The 21222-nt window shown below is 60.9% G+C and carries 17 protein-coding genes, 1 tRNA gene and 1 pseudogene; 11 read left to right on the plus strand and 8 right to left on the minus strand.

What is annotated here, in order from left to right; genetic code table 11:
* Positions 1–8 precede the first annotated feature (8 nt).
* Together ACQZ60_RS02680 and ACQZ60_RS02685 are read left to right on the plus strand one after the other, a co-directional pair.
* Positions 9–917, plus strand: a complete 909-nt coding sequence (locus ACQZ60_RS02680; RefSeq protein ID WP_004432616.1) for an ABC transporter permease subunit — start codon at positions 9–11, stop codon at positions 915–917.
* Positions 918–921: 4 nt separating this feature from the next.
* Positions 922–1734 (plus strand): ABC transporter permease, encoded by an 813-nt coding sequence (locus tag ACQZ60_RS02685; protein ID WP_004432617.1) that lies wholly within the window; start codon positions 922–924, stop codon positions 1732–1734.
* A 310-nt stretch (positions 1735–2044) separates the two neighbouring features.
* Here ACQZ60_RS02685 and ACQZ60_RS02690 read toward each other — a convergent pair whose 3' ends face one another.
* The gene (locus ACQZ60_RS02690) at positions 2045–3709 is read right to left on the minus strand and encodes an ABC transporter permease (RefSeq protein ID WP_448734701.1); all 1665 of its coding nucleotides are present in this window, start codon (positions 3707–3709) and stop codon (positions 2045–2047) included.
* A 78-nt stretch (positions 3710–3787) separates the two neighbouring features.
* Positions 3788–7570, minus strand: coding sequence for an ATP-binding protein (locus tag ACQZ60_RS02695; RefSeq protein WP_448734702.1), 3783 nt, complete (start codon positions 7568–7570; stop codon positions 3788–3790).
* Positions 7571–7886: 316 nt separating this feature from the next.
* On the opposite strand from ACQZ60_RS02695, the gene ACQZ60_RS02700 reads away from it, so the two are divergent.
* Positions 7887–7963, plus strand: a tRNA-His gene (locus tag ACQZ60_RS02700).
* Between the two features lie 173 nt (positions 7964–8136).
* Here the strand turns inward: ACQZ60_RS02700 and ACQZ60_RS02705 are convergent.
* The 6 genes and pseudogenes from ACQZ60_RS02705 to ACQZ60_RS02730 all read right to left on the minus strand — a co-directional run bounded on the left by ACQZ60_RS02705 (position 8137) and on the right by ACQZ60_RS02730 (position 14072).
* Positions 8137–9063, minus strand: coding sequence for a dihydrodipicolinate synthase family protein (locus ACQZ60_RS02705; protein WP_448734703.1), 927 nt, complete (start codon positions 9061–9063; stop codon positions 8137–8139).
* Between the two features lie 131 nt (positions 9064–9194).
* Positions 9195–10478, minus strand: a pseudogene (locus ACQZ60_RS02710) (TRAP transporter large permease); the annotation flags it as partial.
* Between the two features lie 21 nt (positions 10479–10499).
* The gene (locus ACQZ60_RS02715; RefSeq protein ID WP_448734704.1) at positions 10500–11033 is read right to left on the minus strand and encodes a TRAP transporter small permease subunit; all 534 of its coding nucleotides are present in this window, start codon (positions 11031–11033) and stop codon (positions 10500–10502) included.
* A gap of 81 nt (positions 11034–11114) precedes the next feature.
* Positions 11115–12095 carry a TRAP transporter substrate-binding protein gene (locus ACQZ60_RS02720; RefSeq protein WP_448734705.1) on the minus strand — a complete coding sequence of 327 codons (981 nt, stop codon included), beginning with the start codon at positions 12093–12095 and terminating at the stop codon, positions 11115–11117.
* Positions 12096–12428: 333 nt separating this feature from the next.
* Positions 12429–13283, minus strand: a complete 855-nt coding sequence (locus ACQZ60_RS02725) for a D-amino-acid transaminase (protein WP_448734706.1) — start codon at positions 13281–13283, stop codon at positions 12429–12431.
* A 15-nt stretch (positions 13284–13298) separates the two neighbouring features.
* On the minus strand, positions 13299–14072 hold the full coding sequence (locus ACQZ60_RS02730) for a LamB/YcsF family protein (RefSeq protein WP_448734707.1): 774 nt from the start codon (positions 14070–14072) through the stop codon (positions 13299–13301).
* Positions 14073–14246: 174 nt separating this feature from the next.
* On the opposite strand from ACQZ60_RS02730, the gene pxpB reads away from it, so the two are divergent.
* From pxpB to ACQZ60_RS02770, 8 genes are all read left to right on the plus strand, one after another.
* The gene (gene pxpB / locus ACQZ60_RS02735) at positions 14247–14972 is read left to right on the plus strand and encodes a 5-oxoprolinase subunit PxpB (protein ID WP_448734708.1); all 726 of its coding nucleotides are present in this window, start codon (positions 14247–14249) and stop codon (positions 14970–14972) included.
* Positions 14969–15940 (plus strand): 5-oxoprolinase subunit C family protein, encoded by a 972-nt coding sequence (locus ACQZ60_RS02740; RefSeq protein ID WP_269830443.1) that lies wholly within the window; start codon positions 14969–14971, stop codon positions 15938–15940. Before pxpB ends, ACQZ60_RS02740 begins: the two co-directional genes overlap by 4 nt.
* Positions 15937–16581, plus strand: coding sequence for a GntR family transcriptional regulator (locus ACQZ60_RS02745; RefSeq protein WP_448734709.1), 645 nt, complete (start codon positions 15937–15939; stop codon positions 16579–16581). The genes ACQZ60_RS02740 and ACQZ60_RS02745 overlap by 4 nt, the downstream gene beginning before the upstream one ends.
* Positions 16578–17525: a hydroxyacid dehydrogenase gene (locus ACQZ60_RS02750; protein ID WP_448734710.1), complete on the plus strand. Its 948-nt coding sequence runs from the start codon at positions 16578–16580 to the stop codon at positions 17523–17525. The genes ACQZ60_RS02745 and ACQZ60_RS02750 overlap by 4 nt, the downstream gene beginning before the upstream one ends.
* Entirely contained in the window at positions 17522–18763 is a 1242-nt protein-coding gene (locus tag ACQZ60_RS02755) for a hydantoinase/carbamoylase family amidase (RefSeq protein WP_448734711.1), read from the plus strand. Before ACQZ60_RS02750 ends, ACQZ60_RS02755 begins: the two co-directional genes overlap by 4 nt.
* Before the next feature lie 12 nt (positions 18764–18775).
* Positions 18776–19414 carry a GntR family transcriptional regulator gene (locus ACQZ60_RS02760; RefSeq protein WP_059760629.1) on the plus strand — a complete coding sequence of 213 codons (639 nt, stop codon included), beginning with the start codon at positions 18776–18778 and terminating at the stop codon, positions 19412–19414.
* A 100-nt stretch (positions 19415–19514) separates the two neighbouring features.
* Positions 19515–20681: a M24 family metallopeptidase gene (locus ACQZ60_RS02765; protein WP_448734712.1), complete on the plus strand. Its 1167-nt coding sequence runs from the start codon at positions 19515–19517 to the stop codon at positions 20679–20681.
* Between the two features lie 47 nt (positions 20682–20728).
* Positions 20729–21142, plus strand: coding sequence for a VOC family protein (locus ACQZ60_RS02770; protein WP_004432652.1), 414 nt, complete (start codon positions 20729–20731; stop codon positions 21140–21142).
* The last annotated feature ends 80 nt before the right edge of the window (positions 21143–21222 follow it).

Consider the following 21222-nt stretch of genomic DNA (forward strand, 5'->3'; position numbering starts at 1 on the left):
AGGCTTCGATGGCGATCACCACTCCTGAAAACCGGCAAAGCCCCTGGCGCTGGCTGGTCGTCGCGGTTCCCTATTTCTGGCTGCTGCTATTCTTCGCAGCACCGTTTTTCATCATCTTCAAAATCTCGCTGTCGGATACGGCGATCTCCATGCCGCCCTATACGCCGGTCTTCGAAGGATTTTCGAAACTCGGCGCGTTCTTCTCCGAACTGGATTTCGAGAACTACCTCTTCCTGACGGAAGACCCGCTCTACATCGACGCCTATCTGTCGTCGCTGCGCATCGCCTTCATCTCTACCTTTCTGCTTTTGCTGATCGGTTATCCCATGGCGCTGGCCATGGCGCGCGCGCCGTCTTCCATTCGCCCGACGCTGGTGATGCTGGTGATCCTGCCGTTCTGGACCTCGTTCCTGATCCGCGTTTACGCCTGGATCGGCATTCTGAAGCCGGAAGGCCTGCTGACGGTGCTGTTTCAGTGGCTCGGTTTTCTCGGGCCGGACCAGCAGGTCAATATTTTCCGCACCGAGACGGCGATCTTCATCGGCATCGTTTATTCCTATCTGCCCTTCATGGTGCTGCCGCTCTATTCGGCGCTGGAAAAGCTCGACAATACGCTGCTTGAAGCGGCGGCCGATCTCGGCTGCCCGCCATGGAAAGCCTTCTGGAAGATCACCTTCCCGCTGTCGCTGCCGGGCGTCGTTGCCGGCTCGATGATCTGCTTCATTCCGATAACAGGGGAATTCGTCATCCCTGATCTCTTGGGCGGCGCCCAGACGCTGATGATCGGCAAGACGCTGTGGACGGAATTCTTCGGCAACCGCGACTGGCCCTTGGCATCCGCCGTCGCCGTGTTGCTGCTGCTGTTGCTGGTGGTGCCCATCGCCATCTTCCAGAACCAGCAGAAGAAGGTGGGGTGAGGCCATGAAGCGCGGAAAATTCGACATCACCGTCCTCACCCTCGGTTTTGCCTTTCTTTATATCCCGATCATCATCCTGATCGTTTATTCCTTCAACGCCTCGAAGCTCGTCACCGTCTGGGGCGGTTTCTCGCTGCAATGGTACCGCTCCATGTGGTCGAACCAGGGGCTGATGGATGCGGCCTGGGTAACGCTGCGTGTTGGTATCCTCAGCGCCACCATCGGCACCATTCTCGGAACGCTGGCGGCGCTGTCGCTGACGCGATTTGCCCGTTTCCCGGGCCGGGTGCTGTTTTCGGGCATGATCTATGCGCCGCTCGTCATGCCGGAGGTCATCACCGGCCTGTCGCTGCTGCTGCTCTTCGTGGCCGTCGGCGTGGATCGCGGTTTCTGGACGGTGGTTATTGCCCATACGACTTTCACCATGTGTTACGTGGCGATCGTCGTGCAGTCGCGGCTCCTGACCTTCGATCGCAGTCTAGAGGAAGCCGCGCTCGATCTCGGCTGCCCGCCGGTCAAGACCTTCTTCCGCATCACCCTGCCGCTCATCTTCCCCGCCGTCATTGCCGGCTGGATGCTGGCCTTCACCCTGTCGCTTGATGATCTGGTGATCGCCAGCTTCGCCACCGGCCCCGGCGCAACCACGTTGCCGATCAAGATTTATTCGCAGGTTCGCCTCGGTGTGACGCCGGAAATCAACGCCATCTGCACGATCCTGATCGGGCTTGTCACCATCGGCGTGATTGTCGCCTCCATCGCTTCCAAACGCACCGAATTGCAGCGGATGCGGGACGAACATGCGGCGGCGCGAAACTGATCGAATATCCTGCGTCGATTTTTACGCGTTACTGTTGAAATCGCGAGAAAAGTAGAAACTGTTAATTTAGTTTCGGCGCTTTACGGTCTCAGAATAGGAATTTTCGTCGGTAATTGATCGATTTTGGTTTTAACCGCTTGTTAATAGGAGTTGGCGGAAAGTAAACCCAACGCAGGGCCGTCAAATTTTTGATAGCCGGGACTGATAATTTCCATCTGGCGAGATTGTCCCCCTTTCTCTCGTTGAAAAGCACAACTCATCCAGGCGGCCGCAAGGCCGCCTTTCTTTTTGCCGCAAAGGCCCGTGCCACTCAGCGGTTTTCCGGATGATCCATCGATTTCGAGACGAGAAGCACGGGAATAAGCCCGGCAATGATGATGATGATCGCCGGCACGGCCGCATCCTGCACCCTTGAGCGGGACGCATCCTCATAAACCAGCGTGGCCAGCGTGTTGAAACCGAAAGGCCGGAGCAGGATGGTGGCCGGAAGTTCCTTCATGGATTCGATCAGGACGAGCAGAAAAGCCGTCAGCGCCGCTGGCCGCATGTTGGGCAACAGCACCTTGAACAGCGTCTGCGCCCGGTTGCGTCCAAGCGTCCGCGAGGCCATGTCGATATGAGGCGAAAGCTTCTGGAAACCGGCATCGAGCGTGCCTTCCGCCATGGTCATGAAGCGCACGGCATGGGCGTAGATGATGGCGAAGGCGGTGCCGGAGAGCAGCAGCCCGGTGGAAAAGCCGAAATGTGCGCGGATGAAGCCATCGACGCCATTGTCGAGACTGGCCAGCGGAATAAGCACCCCGATGGCGAGCACGGTTCCCGGCACGCCATATCCCATGGAACCGAAGCGGGCGGCCGCCTTCGAGGTGCGCGAGCGCTCGGTGCGGATGGCATAGGAAAACACGAAAGCGGCTATCAGCGTCACGAAGGCGGCGGAAAGCGAGACTTCGAGACTGTGTCCGAGCGCTTTCAGAAGCTTCGGCGCAAACAGCGCATCGAGCCTCCTGGCGGCGTAACCGCCCAGCACGATGACGGGAATGAAAAAGCCGCTCGCCACGGGAACGAAACAGAAAAGGCTCGCACCCCAGCGCCGCCAGCCGTTGAGCGCTTTCAGCCGGTGACGCTGCGCCATGCTTGTCGCTTTCGGCGCACCGAAGCGCTGTTTTTCACGGGCATTGCGTTCGATGACGATCAGCGCACCGACGATGACGAGGATGACGGCGGCGATCTGCGTCGCATTGGCGAGATTGCCGCGATTGAGCCAGGTTTCGTAAATGGTGAAGGTCAGCGTCTGGACGCCGAGATACTCGACCGCGCCGATATCGTTCAGCGTTTCCATCAGGACCAGAGAGAGCCCGATGGCGATGGCCGGCCGGGCCATCGGCAATTGCACGGAGAAGAACACGTTCAGCGGTTTTGCGCCGAGCGTGCGGGCCGCTTCGGCCGCAAACCGCCCCTGCATGGAGAAGGCGGCGCGGGCCGAGAGATAAACGTAAGGATAGAGGACCGAACTTAGAACGATCACCGCACCGCCGAGCGAGCGTATGTCCGGAAACCAGTAATCGCGGATGCTGTGATAACCGAAAGCGGCGCGCAACGCGCTTTGCACCGGGCCGGTAAAGTCGAGAAACTCGCCGAACGCATAGGCGGCGAGATAGGAGGGGATGGCGAGCGGCAGGACAAGCGCCGCGGACAATAACCGCCGCAGCGGAAATTCGAATGTGGTGACAAGCCAGGCGCAGACGATGCCGAAGAAAGCCGTCGTTGCGGCCGTCATCCCCAAGAGCAGGAAGGTACGAAACCCGGCGCGCGGCAGGACATTGGCGAGAAGATGCTGCCATCCTTCCGTGCTGCCGGTCAGCGCCAGCCAGAAAATTGCCAGAATGGGCATGGCGGCAATGGCCGCGACGATGACCGCCGTGATGGGCAACACCGAGAAGCGTCTTGTTGCCGGAAGGGAAACCGTCATGGACATGCCAGTCTACTGTCGTGCAAAGGCCTCAACCGGCGATCATTGTGCCGGCGGCTTTCGCATTGCTACGCCCGCATGACCTCAGTTGGCAAGAACCCGCTGCGACGGAAAGGTGATTTCCACCAGCGTGCCCTCATTCGGCGTTGAGGTGATGGAGAAATTCGCACGGTTGGCGTCCACCATGGCCTTGGTCAGCGGCAGGCCGAGTCCGGTGCCGTCGCCCCGCACACGTTTGCCGGAAGAGGCCACCTGCCGGAACGGCTTCATGGCCTGCTCCAGTTCTGCGCGCGTCATGCCGATGCCGGTATCGCGGATACGCAGCGACACGCTGCCATTGGCTTCATAGGCTGTGGAAACGACGATCTGGCCGCCTGATGGCGTGAAACGGATGGCGTTCGACAGGATGTTCAGCACGATCTGCTTGATCGAGCGCAGGTCGGCGACGATCTGCGGCACAGATTGCGCAAGGGCCGTGCGGATAATGACACGCTGGTTATTGGCTTGCGGCTGCACCAGCGACACCGCCTCGGCCACCGTCTCGTTCAGCGGCACGGCGATGAAATCCACATCCATCTGCCCGGCCTCGATCTTCGAAATATCGAGGAGATCATTGACGATATCGAGCACATGCCGGCCGGAGCGGCCGATATCATTGGAATATTCCACATAGCGCGAATGGCCGATAGGCCCGAAGCGTTCAGTCGCCATCATGTCGGCAAAGCCGATGATGGCGTTGAGCGGCGTGCGGATTTCATGGCTGACGCGCGCGAGGAAATCGGTCTTGTGGGCATTGGCGGTTTCCGCCGCGCGCTTGGCGTTGCGCAGTTCCTCTTCCGTGCGCTTCCACTGGGTGATGTCACGAATGACAACGCAATAGCCATGCGAGGATTTAAGCCGGCCAATGGTCATGAACAGCGGCAGGAAGCCGCCGGATGCCTCGCGGCCGATCACTTCGCGGCCATCATTCAGCACGCTCGCGACACCGTTATTGGCAAGGCCGGAAAGATAATCCAGCACGGCGCGCTGGCTCTCATGGGCAAAGAGGGTGACGAAAGGTTTGCCGGCGATTTCACCATTATCATAATTGAACAGCGCGCTGGCGGAACGGTTGAGCGAGCGGATTTCGCCTTCGTCTCCCAGAAGCACCACGCCATCGGTGGCGGTTTCCAGAATGGAGTGCAGTTCCTCCACTTCGCCCTGCAGGAGGGAGAGGCTGCCTGCTTCCGCATTTTCGATGTCGCCGGCCGCAATATTTTCGTTGGCGGCCGCAACCGGCGCCTGCTTTTCTTCGAGCGGCACCAGCGACAGCATCAGCGCCTTGGTTTCTTCCCAGCGGATGGATTGCAGCCGCGCCTTGACCGGAATGATGTCGTTTTCGGCGCTGACGACGACCATGCCGCCCTCATTGTCCGGCATGTCCTCCAGATCCTGCCGCTGCAGCAGCGCTTCCAGCCCGCCAACATCTTGCAGTTCGGCGAGAGACCCATAGCCCGTCAAGCGCAGGAAATCCGGATTGGCGTGGATCAGCCTGTCGCCGGCATGCACCAGAAGCGCAACCGGCATCTGGTCCAGCGTTTCGGCCGTCAACGCATTTGCGGGGCGAACGGACGGGCTGACCATGGAGGCGGCAATATCGGCAGTCGGCTGCTCGTCAATTGCAGTCTCCTGCTTTTCTTCAGAGCCGCTTTCACCCGCCGCTGCGCGAATAGCCGCGGGCTGCTCGCCACGAACGTAGTCCGCAAAAAGATCGTCTTCTTCCGCCGGTTCGTTCGTCTTTTCGTCATTTTTCGTATCGAAGGGTGCGCTTTCCGGCGCATCCGCAACGATATCCTGCTGGATATCTTGCCCTGCCGGCTCGGCGGAAATGGTCTCCGCATCTGTGCCCGGGTTTTCCTCCGAAGCAGTATCCGCCGGCGCCAGGGCCCGGCCGATTTCGCGGAAGGCAGCCTGCTCGCCTGCGGTCAGGCCCTCGCGGGAGCGGGAACGGCGCTCCTCCAGATGGACGACCTTGCCGGAATAGGTTGGCTCCAGCGCCGGCGCCACAACAGGTGCCTCGAATTCCGGCGGAGTATAGTCAGCGTGCGGTTCTTCGACAGAGACCGCATCCGATGCGTCGTCTGACGCATCGACGTCCGTTGCCGGGTCCTCATCCTCACCAGAATCGCCGCCTTCGTCGTCATCCTCATTGATAAAGGCCAGCAATTCGTGGCTTTCATCCTCGATAGACGGCTGCGGCAGTGCTTCTGCCGGATCGGCCTCTTCGCCATCAAGGAAGGTAAGGCCCGTGGCATGCGGGTCTTCGGTGGCATCGGCAAGCCGCACGATACCGAAACCGCGGAAACCGTCGAATTCGCGTGAGCGCGTATAGGTGGGCAGGGCGGCGAGATCGATCGGCACCATCAGCGATGTGCCTTCCACCGGCCAATAGATCGTCTTGCCCGACCAGGTGTCGCGACGGCCGAGAAGCTCGCGGATCTTGCCGTCGGGATCGAGATTGAACAGGGCCGCGACATCGGCAAAGCCCATGCCTTCCACGGCAGCAGCCTTCGCGCCCACGGCTTCCGCAAACTCATGCGAGATCGAGCTGAAGCGTCCTTCGGCGTCGATTTTCCAGACGAAACGGGAGGCGCGCGCCCCGGCATTGAAAACAAAAGGTTGCGCTTCTGCGCCAGCGCCGAAGTCCGTCTCCTCGGTCTCCGTTGTTATCTCCTCATCCGCCGCAGGAGCAGCTTCTGACGGCGCGGTTTCGACGATTTCATCGTCCGCGGCTGCATTGTCTTCGGCCCGGGCCTCTTCGGCAGGGACGTCGGCGGCGGCGATTGCTCGCTCCGTTAAGGGAGCCTCTGCTTCATCCTCATCAAGTTCGAAAAGATCGGCGATGTCGTCAGTCATCGCCATATCAGCAGCGGCGTCGGCCTCCTGCGCGGAAAGCTCCGCCGGGGTCTCCGCTCCGATTTCCGGCAACGTCAGAAGGCTGTTCTCATCCTGCTGTGCTGCCACTTCCTCTTCGGGATCGGCCGGCAGTTCCTGCACCTCTTCCACATCTTCGATGCCAGCGACGGCATCGAGCACGGAATCGAAGGAGGCGGCTGTTGCGACAGCAGGCGCGGCCTCCGCAACCGGCAAGGCGGGTTCGGCGGCGGTGGGCGTTTCCTGCGGCTTGTCTTCCGCAAAACCATTAACGGGGTCGAGTGTGCCCAGCGCGGTTTCGACCACGAACATCAGGTTCAGTTCGGGCGACGCGGCGATCTGGCCGGTGGCGGCGGGCAGATAGCCCTTGCCGGTTGGCACCGGCCGCTTGACGAGATGGCCGGACTGGCCGGCTGCCATTTTAACCAGCGTCCGCGCCGTGTGCGGCGTAATACCGAGCGACGAAAAGCCGGGCGAGGCGGCGATAATCTCGTTCTCGCCGTTCAGAACCGCCATATGGATATCAGGGTCGTCAAAACCTTCGATCATGCGCTGGGCGCATTCTGCCGTGTCGGGTGCGGCCTGATCGGTAAGGGCCGAAAACAGGATGGCCGGCTGGCCGGGCTCGGCCTCGATGATTTCCGCGTGCGCGGTGACGGCAAGGCTGCGGAAACCCGATGTGATGCGAATGGTAAACGGCAGGCTGTCGCCCGCTTTGGAAAGCCGCGCCGCCGTGGCCGCCAATTGCCGGAAGGTCACGTCCTGTGGCTTCGGGCCCTGTTCCAGAAAATCATAGACCATCGGCGTGCCGAACAGCGCCGCACCCCGGCCATTGGCCCAAAGGGCGTTTTTAAGGTCAAGCGAGAACAACGCCATGGCCGCGCCGCGCCCGAAACCTTCACGCACCCGTTCATGCACTGCGATATCGATAAAGGGATACTGGACGGCGGGCATGTCGAAACCTATTCTGGCACTACCGGACCTTGCGGGCTTTTCGGCTTCCTCATGAAGCTCTAAACGTAAACCCGCCGAGGCATCACGTTAACAGAATTTTAAATAACTTCACAGCGCGGTCCGGTCCACCATCCGCCGGATGAATCGCCAAATAGAGTTAACATCAACAGGCCGCTGCGGCCTCTTTATGTCAGCCCGGCCCATTGAAAAGCACTTGCCTTTCTCAGCCTTTTTTCGCAAAATTCGAAGAGGCACTTGCAAATGGGGAAAACACCTTTTATGTCACCCCCCGTGACGCCGCTTCGGCGTTTCATGTGCGGTTGTAGCTCAGTTGGTTAGAGCGCAGGTTTGTGGCACCTGAGGTCGGTGGTTCGACCCCACTCAACCGTACCATTCCCCTCTCCCGATAAGTCTATATGTCACAGTGACTTACCGGGAGAGGGGAGTTTTCCCTATAGATCTGCTGTCCATGAGCTTTGTTGGGCTCGTCGCGAAGCGAGCAGAAATGCCGTTCCCGCATTGCCTCGCTGATCGGGTCCGTCACAACGGCAGTGAATTCATCTCCGTCAACGCAACAGGTCCAAACGGCGCATCTGGCGTTCGATCAGCGTCTCGACTTCCTTCACGGCGAGCGTGCTCAGCGGTGCGCCTGGGCGGCGCTGGGTCGCGCTGGCGATGGCGCCGCGTTTTGCCAGAACATGTTTTCGCACGGCAAGGCCGAGACCGGGCTGCTGTTCATAGCGCATCAGCGGCAGATAGGCATCGAACAAGTCCTGCGCGGCTTCGTATCTGCCCTCATTGCTGAGACGGACGACATCCACCATCATTTCCGGATAGGCGAAACCGGTCATGGCGCCGTCGGCGCCGCGCTGCATTTCCTCCGTCAGGAAAACACCGGCATTGCCGCACAGGATAGAGGTGCGGCGACGGCCTTTGGCCTCCGCTTCGCGCAGGTCGGTGATCTTCTGCAGGCCCGGCCAATCCTCATGCTTGAGCATGACGATGCTCGGATGGGCCTCGAAAATGACGCCCAGCGTTTTTGCGCTTATCTGAACGCCGGTGGAAAGCGGGAAGTCCTGCAGCACCACAGGCACGTCGGCGCCGACAGTCTCGACGACGTTGCGGTAATAGGCGACGATCTGCTCATCGGTCCGCAGCGCGGGTGGCGGAGCGACCATGACGCCGGCAGCCCCCAGATCCATGGCTGCCTTGGTCAGTTCCCCGATGGCGGCAAGGCCGGGTGCGGAGACGCCGACCACCACGGGTTTTCCTTCGGAACGTTTCAGCGTCAGCTTCGTGACTTCGATCGATTCCGCCTGGGTGAGCTTGGGTGCTTCCCCCATCATGCCGAGGATTGTCAGCCCGTCCGCGCCTTTTTCATAATAGAAGTCGACCATGCGGCCGATGCTTTCGCCATCGAGCGAACCGTCTTCGGCAAACGGTGTGCAGGCAATGACGAACACACCCTTGGTACTGGAATTTATGAGCGACATGACATGTTCCTATTTGAGCCGCCTGTGTTGCAAGGGTTCTGTTCCAACCCGTGGAATTGACCGCAGCGGAGCCGGGTCTGGTGGATGCCGGCCCTGCGCATGGGAGCGCTTTAGCCGGCAAACCGTTTGCGTCAGTTACTCGCCAGCATATCCGGAACGATCGAAACGATTTCCGGGAAGACGGCGATGAGCAGGACGAAGGCGCACATGATGAAGAAGAACGGCATGGTCGCCCGGGTAATGCGGGCCATGCTGTCGCCGGTCAGGCGCTGGATGACGGTGAGGTTGAAACCGACGGGCGGCGAGACCTGCGCCATCTCCACCACGATGACGATGAATATGCCGAACCAGACCTTGCTGTAACCGGCCGCCATGACCAGCGGCAGGGTGATTGGCAGCGTCATGACGATGCAGCCCAGCCCTTCCATCACAGTGCCGAGGATGATGTAGAAGATCAGGAGCACGATGATGAGCATGAATGGCGAAAGGCCCCAGCCCTCGATGATGCCGGCGATATAGCGCGGCATGCCGAGATAACCGATGACGGTCGACAGGAACATCGCGCCGACCATGATGAGGCCGATCATGGCGCAGGAATCGGCCGCCTGTTTCGCCGCCTGCATGAGGTTCGAAAGGTTCAGCGTCTTCTGGAAAGCGCCGATAAGGATTGCGCCGCCGACGCCGACTGCGGCTGCTTCCGTCGGTGACGCGATCCCGCCATACATCGAGCCGACCACGCCGATGATGAGCAGCAGCAGCGGTCCCAGATCCTTCAACGCCACCAGCTTTTCGATGAAGGTGGTGGGCGCGAGGGCCTCCCCGACAAGGGCCGGATTCATCAGCGCCCGGATGCCGATATAGCCCATATAGGATGCGGCCATCAGCAGGCCCGGCAGGATGCCCGCCATGAACAGCTTCAGGATCGATTCCTCCGCCATGACCCCATAGATGATCATGATCGTCGATGGCGGGATGAGAAAGCCCAGCGTTCCCGCCCCCGCAAGGCTGCCGGTGATGAGGTCGCGGTTATAACCGCGCGAAATAAGTTCCTTTGCGGTGATGCGCCCGACCGTTGCCGTGGTGGCCGCGGATGAGCCGCAGACGGATGCAAAGAGCGTGCAGCCGAGAACGGTGATATGGGCAAGCCGGCCGGGTACATGCCGAAGCCAGGGGGCGAGGCCGGAGAACAGCGCCTCTGAAATCTTCGTTCGGAACAGGATTTCCGCCATGAAGATGAAGAGCGGCAGGGCCAGCATTTCCGGCGAAACCAGCGTGTTCCAGGTTTGCTGGGCCAGCAGCTTGAAAAGCGGCAAAGCGGGGCGATAGAGTGCGGCCAGCGCCGCCCCCGTGCCGACGAGGCCAAGGCCGATCCAGACCCCCGTACCCAGAATGAGCGTCATCAGGCCGAGCAGGCTGAAGGTGATCTTTCCCATGATTTATTCCAGTCCCGGGCCGGTTGAAAGTGTTTCGCCACGAAGAAGCCGCAGGAACTGCGCCAGCATCTGCAAATTCAGGATGATCGCGCCGATTGCGAGCGTGCTCTGCGGATAGACGAGCGGAATGCGGATGACCGACGAGGAGGTCGAACCGCGCAGCGCGGACAGAACGGCCATGTCCGTCAATGCGACCGAAAGCGCAACGCAGATAACAAGGCCGACAAGGCACGCCACCATATCCAGCCGCCTTGCGCCGGTTGAAGAAAGCGTCTCGCCTATTGCGGTGACGCGGACATGCGAACCGGATTTCAGCGCGCTGGCGCCGGCGAGCATGAAGCTCGTGGCCATCAGGTAAGCGGCGACATCCCAGGCGAATGGCAGCGAGTAGCCGGCAAGGTTTCTGAGAAGGATTTCGCAGGCGATGAGAATGAAAATGCCGAGGAGAGACAGGGCTGCAAGCAGGTTTGCAGCCTCCGTCAACCGGTCGATCGGCGTTATGATGGCAGCGAATGCGGGACTGGCTGGATTTCTCATGATGTTTCTCCGGAGTGCGCAGAAGGAGGCGGACAGCCGGCCGGGATTGCCGGCTGCCCTTTCATTTCCGACGGGAGAAAGTCAGTTGCGCGCCTTCAGATAGGCTTCGACATAGGGCGCGGCATCGGGCACGCGCTTGAGAAAATCGTCCCACAACGGTTTGGCGCGCTCGATGAGGGCGGCCTTGAGTTCGGGAGAAGGCGAGGTGACGGTAATGCCCTTTTCCTTCAGGGTGGCGAGCTTGGTTTCGTCCTCGGCCCGGCTGACCAGCCAGAATTCGCCTTCGAGTTTCTTCGATGCCTGTTCGATCGCCGCCTGATTTTCAGGCGACAGGGCATTCCAGGCATCGAGATTGACGGTGACGATGTTGGAAGATGCCTGCCAGTTGAAGGTGCTCATGTTTTTCATGAACTCCCAGAAAGCGCCGTCGACACCGGACGAAGAGGAGGTCGTGACACCGTTGATGGTGCCGGCGGCCAGCGACGGCACGACTTCGCCCCACGGCATCTGAACGGGAAGAGCGCCAAGGGCGTGGAAGAAATTATGGCCGTTGGCATCGACGACGCGGATTTTGAGGCCGTTGAGGTCTTCAATTTTTTCGATCGGTTTCGGCGCATAGACGGCCTGTCCCGGCCACGGCACCATGTAAAGCAGCTTCTGGTTCATCGAGGTTGCGACTTCCTCGATCTTGGGGCGGAAGAATTTGTGCAGCAGCGCGAGGTCAGGCATCGTCGGGGCCAGATATGGCAGCGTCTCGACACCCAGTACCGGTGCTTCACCCACCTGCTGGCTCATCAGAATATCGGCGATGGGAACGATGCCGTCGCGCACGGCGGTCATGCCTTCCGGGCCCTTGATGCCAAGTGACCCGCCGGAATGCACGGTGATGGCAACCTCGCCATTCGTGACGGTCTTTACGGTTTCAGCGAATTTTACCGCGTTCTTGGTGTGAAAATTACCTTCCGGCCAAACGACCGACATGTCCCAGGCCGTTTCGGCGGTGGCGGAGGTTGCAAAGCCGGCAATCGTCAAAGCCAGCCCGGCGAGAATTGCGTTTTTCATGGTTGTGATCCCCTCACTTATTGTTTCCGGCTCGCCCTGTCCCTTGGCGACAGGACGGCGCGGTTATTTTCGGTATACAGCACGTACTCCGAATGAAGGGGACTATATGGGCGTTTTTTGAGCGGCGCAATAAGGTGATTAATCTTTGTTCGATTTCGAGCGGATTCCCTTGCCGCCAGCCTTTGCGGTGCTGGCGTCAGTGGATTGCATTTCAGGGAAATTACCGAAAAGGCGCGGATCGGCAGGCAAGGAGTTGCCGCTGTGTGCCGAATAAGGGAGCCAGGCGTGCGGAGCCGTCGGGGGTGCGGCGGCTCGCTGAATGCGGGCTGAAAATCAGATCGCCGATGCGAGGCGGGTCTTTATGTAAAGCTCACGCAGTGTCTTCGAGACCGGGCCGGGCTTGCCGTCACCGATGATGGCTTCGTCGATCTTGACGACCGGCATGGCAAAATTTGTCGCCGATGTGATGAAGGCTTCGGCTGCGTCCTTAGCCTCGTCCACCGTAAAGGCGCGCTGTTCGACGGCAATCCCGGCGCCCTGCGCAAGATCGAGAATGCTTCCGCGGGTGATGCCGTGCAGAAGTGCGTTGGAAAGTTCGCGCGTGACCAGCGTGCCGTCCTTTTTGACGATATGCGCATTGGCGGCGCTGCCTTCGGTCACGAAACCATCCTCCACCAGCCATGCATCGTCTGCACCGCGTTTCAGCGCCTCCATCTTGGCCATCGAGGGGTAGAGAAGCTGTACCGTCTTGATGTCGCGTCGCTCCCAGCGCCAGTCCGGCATGGTGGCGATGGCAATGCCGGTTTCCGTGCGCGGATTGTCCAGCACGGGTTTTGCCTGGGTGAACAGGGTTATCGTCGGCGTGGCATTGGCGGGAAAAGCGAAATCGCGATCCGCCACACCGCGGGAGATCTGCAGATAGATCAGGCCTTCGTCCATGTGGTTGAGGCGGACGATTTCACGGTGAACGGCCAGAAGTTCCTCCGCTTCGAGCGGGCAGGTCAAGTCGAGTTCGGCGAGCGAGCGCTGAAGGCGGGCGCTGTGGCCGGCATAATCGATCAGCTTTCCGCCGATCACGGCGGTGACTTCATAAATGGCGTCCGCGAACAGAAAGCCGCGGTCGAAAACGGAAACCTTGGCGTCGGCTTCGGCAAGCCAGTCGCCGTTCAGATATACAATGCGTGTCAATGGAACGTCCCCGGATCAGGTGTTTGGTGTGGCGAAAGGAGCAAATTGCAGCCCGTGTCGGGCGAGCGATGAACGAAGGGCGCGCGCCATATCCACGGCGCCCCGCGTATCGCCGTGAACGCAGATGGTGGCGGCTTCCACCGGCAGTTTTTTTCCGCCCGTTGTCGGGATTGCGCCGTCGCAGACCATGGACAGAACCTGATCCACACTCTGGTTGGGATCGTGGATCACTGCACCCTGCATCTGCCGGGAGGTGAGCATTCCCGCATCGTCATAGGTGCGGTCGGCATAGACTTCGCAGGCAACGCGCAGCCCCGCTTTTTCGGCGGCCTTCATGGTTTCCGAATAGGGCAGCGTAATAAAGACCAGCGACGGATCCACCGCCTTGATGGCCCGGATGCAGACCTGCGCGAGATCTTGATCGACGGCAGCCATGTTGCCCAGCGCCCCATGGGTTTTGACATGGGTGATGGGCCAGGAAAGCGCAGCCGCCATGCCCTGCATCGCGGCGATCTGGTAGATCAGCTGGGCCTCCACATCCTCGGGACGTTCGCCGGATATACGGCGGCGGCCGAAGCCGTAAATATCCATGAAAGACGGGTGGGCGCCAACAGCGATGCCCCTTGCCTTGGCAGCGAGAATGGTGTCGCGCATGACAACCGGATCGCCGGCATGAAAACCGCAGGCGATGTTTGCCGTGGTAATCAGCTCCATCATCGCTTCGTCTTCGCCCATGGTCCAGGCCCCGAAGCTTTCTCCCATATCGCAGTTCAGATCGATCGTCGCCATAGCCCCTCTTTCCGGGCGAGATATTGCCCGGCCTCGTCCAGTTTATACGCGTGATATCAGGCAGCACGCATTCATTGCATCTTTTCATTGACATACAATTGGTATACTGAAATAGCAAGGAAGGATTGGCGGGAGAATCGAATTCGCATGCGTGGACGTGAGGGAGTGTAATCGATGGGCGGCAAATTTCCGCGCATTCTTGCTTGTGGTGACAGCGCCCTGTCCGTTGAACTCGCCGATACCATCGATGAAACGGTGAGCGAGCGCATCATCGCGCTTGCGGCAGATCTTGCTGCAACGCCCGTGGAAGGCATCGAGGAACTGGTGCCGACCTACCGGTCCCTCATGGTCATCTATGACCCATCCGTCATTCGCGGCCATGCGCTTGACCGGGAGTTGCACCGGCGCCTGATGACGCTGACGGTGAACAGCGTTCCGGCCAGACGTTTCGATGTTCCTGTGGTTTATGGCGGATCGGTCGGGCTTGACCTGCAGGAACTGGCGGACATGAAGGAAATGACGCCTGCCGCCCTGATCGAGCTGCACGCATCCGCCGAATATCGTGTCTATATGATCGGTTTCGCGCCGGGTTTTGCCTATCTCGGCGGCCTGCCAGAACAATTGCATACGCCGCGTCTTGCCACGCCGCGCCAGCGGATCGAGGCAAGTGCGATTGGAATTGGCGGCAAGCAGGCAAGCATCAATTCCGTGCCGGGACCAAGCGGATGGCGCTTCATCGGCCGCACGCCGCTTCGGCTTTTCGACCCGCATCGTCCGGAGCCGTTTCTGTTGCAGGCGGGAGACCGGGTCCGTTTTCGGCCGGTGAGCGAAGACGAGGCCGCAGAGCTTGACCGGGCGGTCGCCGCCGGCCAGCCCGTCATGGAGGCGCAGCTTTCATGAGTTTTCTCGTCATCCAGCAGATAGGGCCGATGGCCACCGTTCAGGATCTCGGCCGCAGGGGATTGAGCCATGCCGGCGTTTCCGGTTCAGGCCCGATGGATATGCCTTCTTTCCGAATTGCGAACGCGCTGGTCGGCAATGTCGAAAACAGCGCGGCAATAGAATTTGGCGGCACCGGAGGCAGCTTTTCCGTTTTGCGGCCGGCACGCATCGCCGTGACCGGAGGCGCGGTCGATATCCGCCTCGGCAAACGAAAGCTGTCGCCATGGGAGAGCTATACTCTTTTGCCCGATGAGGTGCTTTCGATCGGCGCCCTGCGCGATTGCGTCTGGGGCTATCTCGCCGTCTCCGGCGGCGTGGATACCGTGCCTGTGCTCGGTTCGCGTGCCACCCATGTGCGAACGGGTCTCGGCGGTTACGAAGGGCGTCGTTTGCAGGCGGGTGACCGCCTGCCGCTCGGCCGGGATAATCCCGGCGTCAATTTGGCGCTCCGGCAACTCTGGCGGCGGTCCGGCGGTCCTGTCCGTATTGTTCCAGGCCCACAGGACGACTATTTCTCTGCCGAAACCCAGCGGGCTTTCCTGAAAGCCTCTTTCATCGTTTCTCCGGCCCGGGATCGCATGGCGCAGATGCTGGACGGACACGCCGTTCATGCCGAAGGCGGGCACGATATCGTCTCCGACGGAACCTGCGCGGGATCGATACAGGTCCCGGCGTCGGGACGGCCCATCGTGCTGATGGCGGAGCGCCAGACGACAGGCGGCTATCCGAAAATCGCAACGGTCGCCACCGTCGATCTGCCCCGGCTTGCGCAGGTTCCGAGCGGCCGACATGTCTCTTTCGCGGCCATTTCACGGGAAAAAGCCGAAGAGCTTCTGATTGCGGAGCGCACGGCCTTGCGCGAACGCCTGGCAAATCTGGTAGAAAAGCCGGAAACGGATGATGTTTCAGGAGGTATGCCATCATGAATCAGCCACTTGCCAAGCAGGCTTATGGGAAGATCATCGAAATGATCCTGTCCGGTGCGCTGACGCCGGGTGACGCTTTGCAGGAAGCGAAACTGGGTGATCTGCTGGACATGTCCCGGACGCCCGTGCGTGAGGCGATCAAGCGGATCGAGGCCGAAGGTCTCGCCACGCAGGAAGGACGATTTCTCAAGATCCGCCGGCTGAAGGCGGAAGAGGTCGAAGAGATTTTCTTCCTTCGTCAGGTGCTGGAGACCCATTGCGCCAGACAGGCGGCGATGGCCCGGCCGGAGCTTGGCGAGCTGGAAGCCCGGATACGGCATTTGCAACAGCATGGCCCCGGCGAGGACGATGAACAGCGCCGCGTGGACGATGCTTTCCACCGGACGCTTGCCCTTTCCACGGGCAGCGAGATGATGGTGAGCACGATCGAGGATTTGCGCCGCCGTACCTGCATGTTCGACCATGCCCAGGTGCCGGATCGTTTTCTGAAAAGCTGCGACGAACATCTGGAGATGATTGCCGCCCTGCGCGCCGGCGACGGGGAACGGGCAGGCTCGCTCATGGCCCGCCATATCGCTCACGCCCGCGACGCCATTCTTGAGAAACTGGAACAATTTCCCGAAAGGAACAGGGACGCATGAAATGCCTTATTGTCCAGCCTATTCATGCCGACGGCCTCGCCCTTCTGCGTGAGGCGGGGGTTGAACCGGTTTTGTGTCCAAAACCGGACATGGCGACCGTGGCCGCAATGATCAAGGGTTGCGATGCCGTCATCACGCGTGATGCTGGCCTGTCCGCATCGGCCATCGAGGCCGGCGACAGGCTGCGGGTCATCGCCGTTCACGGCACGGGCCATGATGCTGTCGACAAGGAAGCGGCGACGGCGAAGGGCGTTCTGGTCTGCAACACCCCCGGCGCCAATGCCCGCTCGGTTTCCGAGCTGGCGCTCGGTCTGGCGCTGGCCGCCGCAAGACGTATTCCCGCTGCCGACCACAGCGAAAGGGCCGGGGTTCATGGCTTTCGCGAGACGGAGAGTTTTTCCGAATTGTCCGGCAAGACGGCGCTTATCGTCGGCTGGGGGGCGATTGGCGCCGGGCTCGGCCGGATGCTGAAGGCCGCTCTGGATATGCGGGTGCTGGTCTATTCGCCGCGGGTGGCCGATCTCGATGGCTTCGAACGGGCTGACAGTCTTGAAGACGGGCTGAGGCAGGCCGATCTGATTTCCCTGCATACGCCGCTCCGCGCGGAAACACGCGGCCTGTTCGGAGAACAGGCCATTTCAGCGGTGAAACCGGGCGCGATACTAATCAACACGGCACGGGCGGGACTGGTGGATGAGGCGGCCCTTGCCCGCGCCATCGAAACCGGCCGCATAGCCGCAGCCGGGCTGGATGTTTATTCGCCTGGCGCGCCGACAGGCCCTCTGGCCGCCGGCGGCCGGGTGATTTTCACACCGCATCTCGGCGGCACGACGCTGGAAGCGCTTCGCCGCGTGGCTCTCGGCTCCGCAAGGCATGTTTTGACGGCGCTTGCGGGCGAACGCCCGGTCACTGCGCTCAATGCGCCGCAGGAGATGATGGCATGACGCAAGCCGTGATCGCAGAGACGGTCGACCGTCTGCTGGACCGCATCAATGCCATTTCAGCGGAAGGCCCCGGTTTTACCCGGCCTTCCTACAGTGCGCTGGAAAGCGAAGCGCATCAGGTGATTGCCGAAGAATGTGAAGCCCTTGGCCTCACTGTTACGCAAGATGCCGCACTGAACCTGTTTGCCCGGCTGCCCGGCAGAGACCGGCAGGCCACGCCGCTTTATATCGGCTCGCATCTCGATACGGTGCCGATGGGCGGCGCTTATGATGGCACGGCAGGTGTGGTGGGCGCCATGGCACTCGTCACCGCATTCGTGAAAAGCGGACAGGCACCGCCGGCAGATATTGTCGTGACGGTGACGAGAGCGGAGGAGAGCGTCTGGTTTCCAGTCTCCTATATTGGGTCACGTGCGGCGCTGGGCCGGCTCACGGCGCCGGAAATGCAGGCGCGTCGCGCCGACAGCGGCAGAACACTCGCCGAGCACATGAAGGAACTTGGGGGCGACCCGGACGCCGTCCTGCGCGGGCCGGGATTGCCGCCGGCGCGTTTCGTGGAATTGCATATCGAGCAGGGGCCGGTGCTTGACAATGCCGGTGAGGCTTTCGGCGTCGTCGATGGCGTGCGCGGCGGCCTGCGTTACCGTGAAGCGCGGATTGAAGGGGTGTGGGCCCATTCCGGCGGCGCGCCGCGTGATGCCCGCTCGGATGCCGTTTTTGCCCTTGCGGATATCATCGTCGCCATGGACAGGGCCTGGGAAGGAATTCTGGCGGAAGGGCACGATCTTGCCGTTACCTTCGGCCGTGTGGATGCGGCAAGCAGTGAACATGCTTTCGCCAAGGTTCCGGGCCGGGTGGATTTCTGCATCGATATCCGCAGCGCCGACGACGCGGTGCTGGACCGGGTGGATGGAATTTTCCGACAGGAAATCGCGAAGATCGAAAAACGAAGAGGCGTGCGCGTCGTCACCGGCGTCCAGTCCCGCAGCAAGCCCACCCGTCTGTCCTCCGCGCTTGGCCGGCAGATAGTCGCTGCGGCCGAACGGACCGGCATCTCGCCCCGGCAGATGTTATCGGGCGGCGGGCATGATGCGGCGGCATTTGCCCAGGCGGGATGGGAATCGGTGATGGTCTTTCTGCGGAACTGGAACGGCAGCCATAACCCGGATGAGGCCATGGATCCGGCCGATCTGGCGCATGCCGTTGATATTCTGCAACAGACCTGGTCGGCTCGGTAAAGGGGAGAGAGCATGAGCGAAAAGGAAACTTTGACCCAGCAGGCCTATACGGATGTCAAACAACGCATTCTGGAGGGCAAGTTCAAAGCCGGTGACGTTCTGACGGAGAGAGCCCTGGCGCTCGAATCCGGCATTTCCCGCACGCCGCTGAGGGCGGCAATCTCCCGGCTTGAAAAAGAGGGCGTGATTTCGCGGCTGGCCAATGGCGCATTGATGGTTCGGCCCGTCACGGTGGAGCAGCTGCTGGAAATCGTGCAGATACGGCGCTTGCTGGAGAGCGCTGCGGCGGCACGCGCCGCTGAGCGTCCCTTTCCCGAGGCGCTCGAACATTCGCGGCAAATCATGCAGGCTTATGCGGATGGCAGGAACGTGGCCTTCGATCAGTTCTGGCTGGACGACGACCAGTTTCACGAGGCCGTGGCCGCTGCCGCCGGGCTTGAGCTTTTGCCTGCCATGCTGACCGAAATGCGCAGTATCGCCCGACGCTGCACCATCACCCGCACGCATGACCGTTTTGCCGAGCAGGCGCGCGAACATATTGCGGTTATCGACGCCATCGAGGCGCAGGATCCGCAGAAGGCTTCCGCCGCCATGGAGGCGCATTTCGAAAGCGTGAAAAGCCGTTTTCTGGGGTGGCTGAGCCGCCCCTGAAACCGGCACCCGCCAGCGCTTTTTCTTTCTTCATTCCGGTCTTGAGACGCTTTTGGAGGCTTCTCATGCAAAAGCCGAGCACGACGATATGGACAGTTTCATGCAGGAATTCGCCGATTTGCAGGGGTGTGACGCCTCTTTCCCCAGGGAGGAGTTCGCCGCGAGGCAAGATCGTGCGCGCGCCGCCATCCGCAATGCGGGTCATGAAGCGCTCGTCGTCACCGGTCCTGAAAACATCTACTGGCTGACCGGGCGGCAGACGGCCGGATATTTTGCTTTCCAGGCGCTGATCATGCCTGTGAATGGTCCGCCGACGCTTCTCGTCCGGCAACTTGAACTGGCAGGATCCATCGCCAATACCTGGCTGGACGACGTCGTCGCCTATCAGGATGGCGGAAACCCGGCGGTGGCCCTGGTCGATCTCTTGAAAAAGCGGCATATCGAGCGGCCGGCCATCGAACTGGACGGCTGGTTTGTTTCTCCGGTACTTGCCGCAAAAATCGCGGAGCAGATGGGTGTTGCGTCCATCCCGGACGGTTCCTCCATTCTTTCGCCGCTGCGGACGATAAAGTCCGCAGCCGAGCTGGAGGCCATTCGGCTGGCGGCGAGTTACACCGAGGCGGGGCTTTCGGCCGGTATTGCCGCCTGCGCCGCCGGAACCGACGAAAACGCGATAGCCGCCGCCATGCTGGACGCCGCCACAAGGGCGGGCTCGGAAGTCATGGCCATGGAACCGCTCGTATCTTCCGGGCCGCGCAGCGGTTTGCCCCACATGACCTGGAGACGCCGCAAGCTTGAGAATGGCGATGCGGTTTTTCTGGAACTCGCCGCCTGCCATGCGCGCTATCACGCCGCGCTGATGCGTACCGTGTGGATCGGTTCTCCGCCCGCCGAAGCCCGGCGAATGATGGATTGCGCTTTGAAAGCCCTCGATGCGGCGCTGGCCGCCATTCGGCCCGGTGTTTCATGTGCCGAACCCCATGAGGCCGCGCAACGTGTGATCGACGCGGCAGGTTACAATGCCGCCTTCCGCAAACGCATCGGTTATTCCATGGGAACCGCTTTCGCGCCGGACTGGGGCGAAGGCGCGCTGTTGAGCCTGTTTACCGGCGTCGACAGGATAATCGAACCCGGCATGGTGTTCCACCTGCCAGCCACCCTGCGCAGCTATGGCGTGTGGACGGTTGGCGCATCCGAAACGGTCATCGTGACAGAGACGGGGGCGGAACCTCTCTCCAGCCTGCCGCGTGACCTGACCATCCGCTGATGGCCCGATAGCGGCCATTTCCCTTTAAAAATTGAAAGGAGTCCGAAATGCGTTCACTTTTTCACCTTGCCTATCACGTCACCGACCTCGACGAAACGCGTCGCTTCTATGGTGGCGTTCTCGGGTGCGAGGAAGGCCGTTCCACCGATACCTGGGTGGATTTCGACTTTTTCGGCCACCAGATATCGATGCATCTGGGCAAACCGTTCGAGGTTACCCGGACCGGCAAGGTCGGCAATCACATGGTGATGATGCCGCATCTCGGTGTGGTCCTGCCTCTCGATGACTGGTTCGCACTTTCGAAGCGTCTGGAAGATGCCGGCGTGGCCTTCGATATCCCGCCGGTCGTCCGCTTTGAAGGCGAGCCGGGGGAACAGCGCACCATGTTCTTCTTCGATCCGAGCGGCAATCCGATCGAGGTGAAGGGCTTCAAGGATTTCGACGGCGTTTTCGCCCACTAAAATAAAAAAACAAGGGCGGCGGCTATTGGCCGCCCCCCAATGGACTCTGTGCCCGCATACCGGCGGTCGCCTTGCCGGAA

Source organism: Agrobacterium sp. 22-223-1, assembly GCF_053522385.1.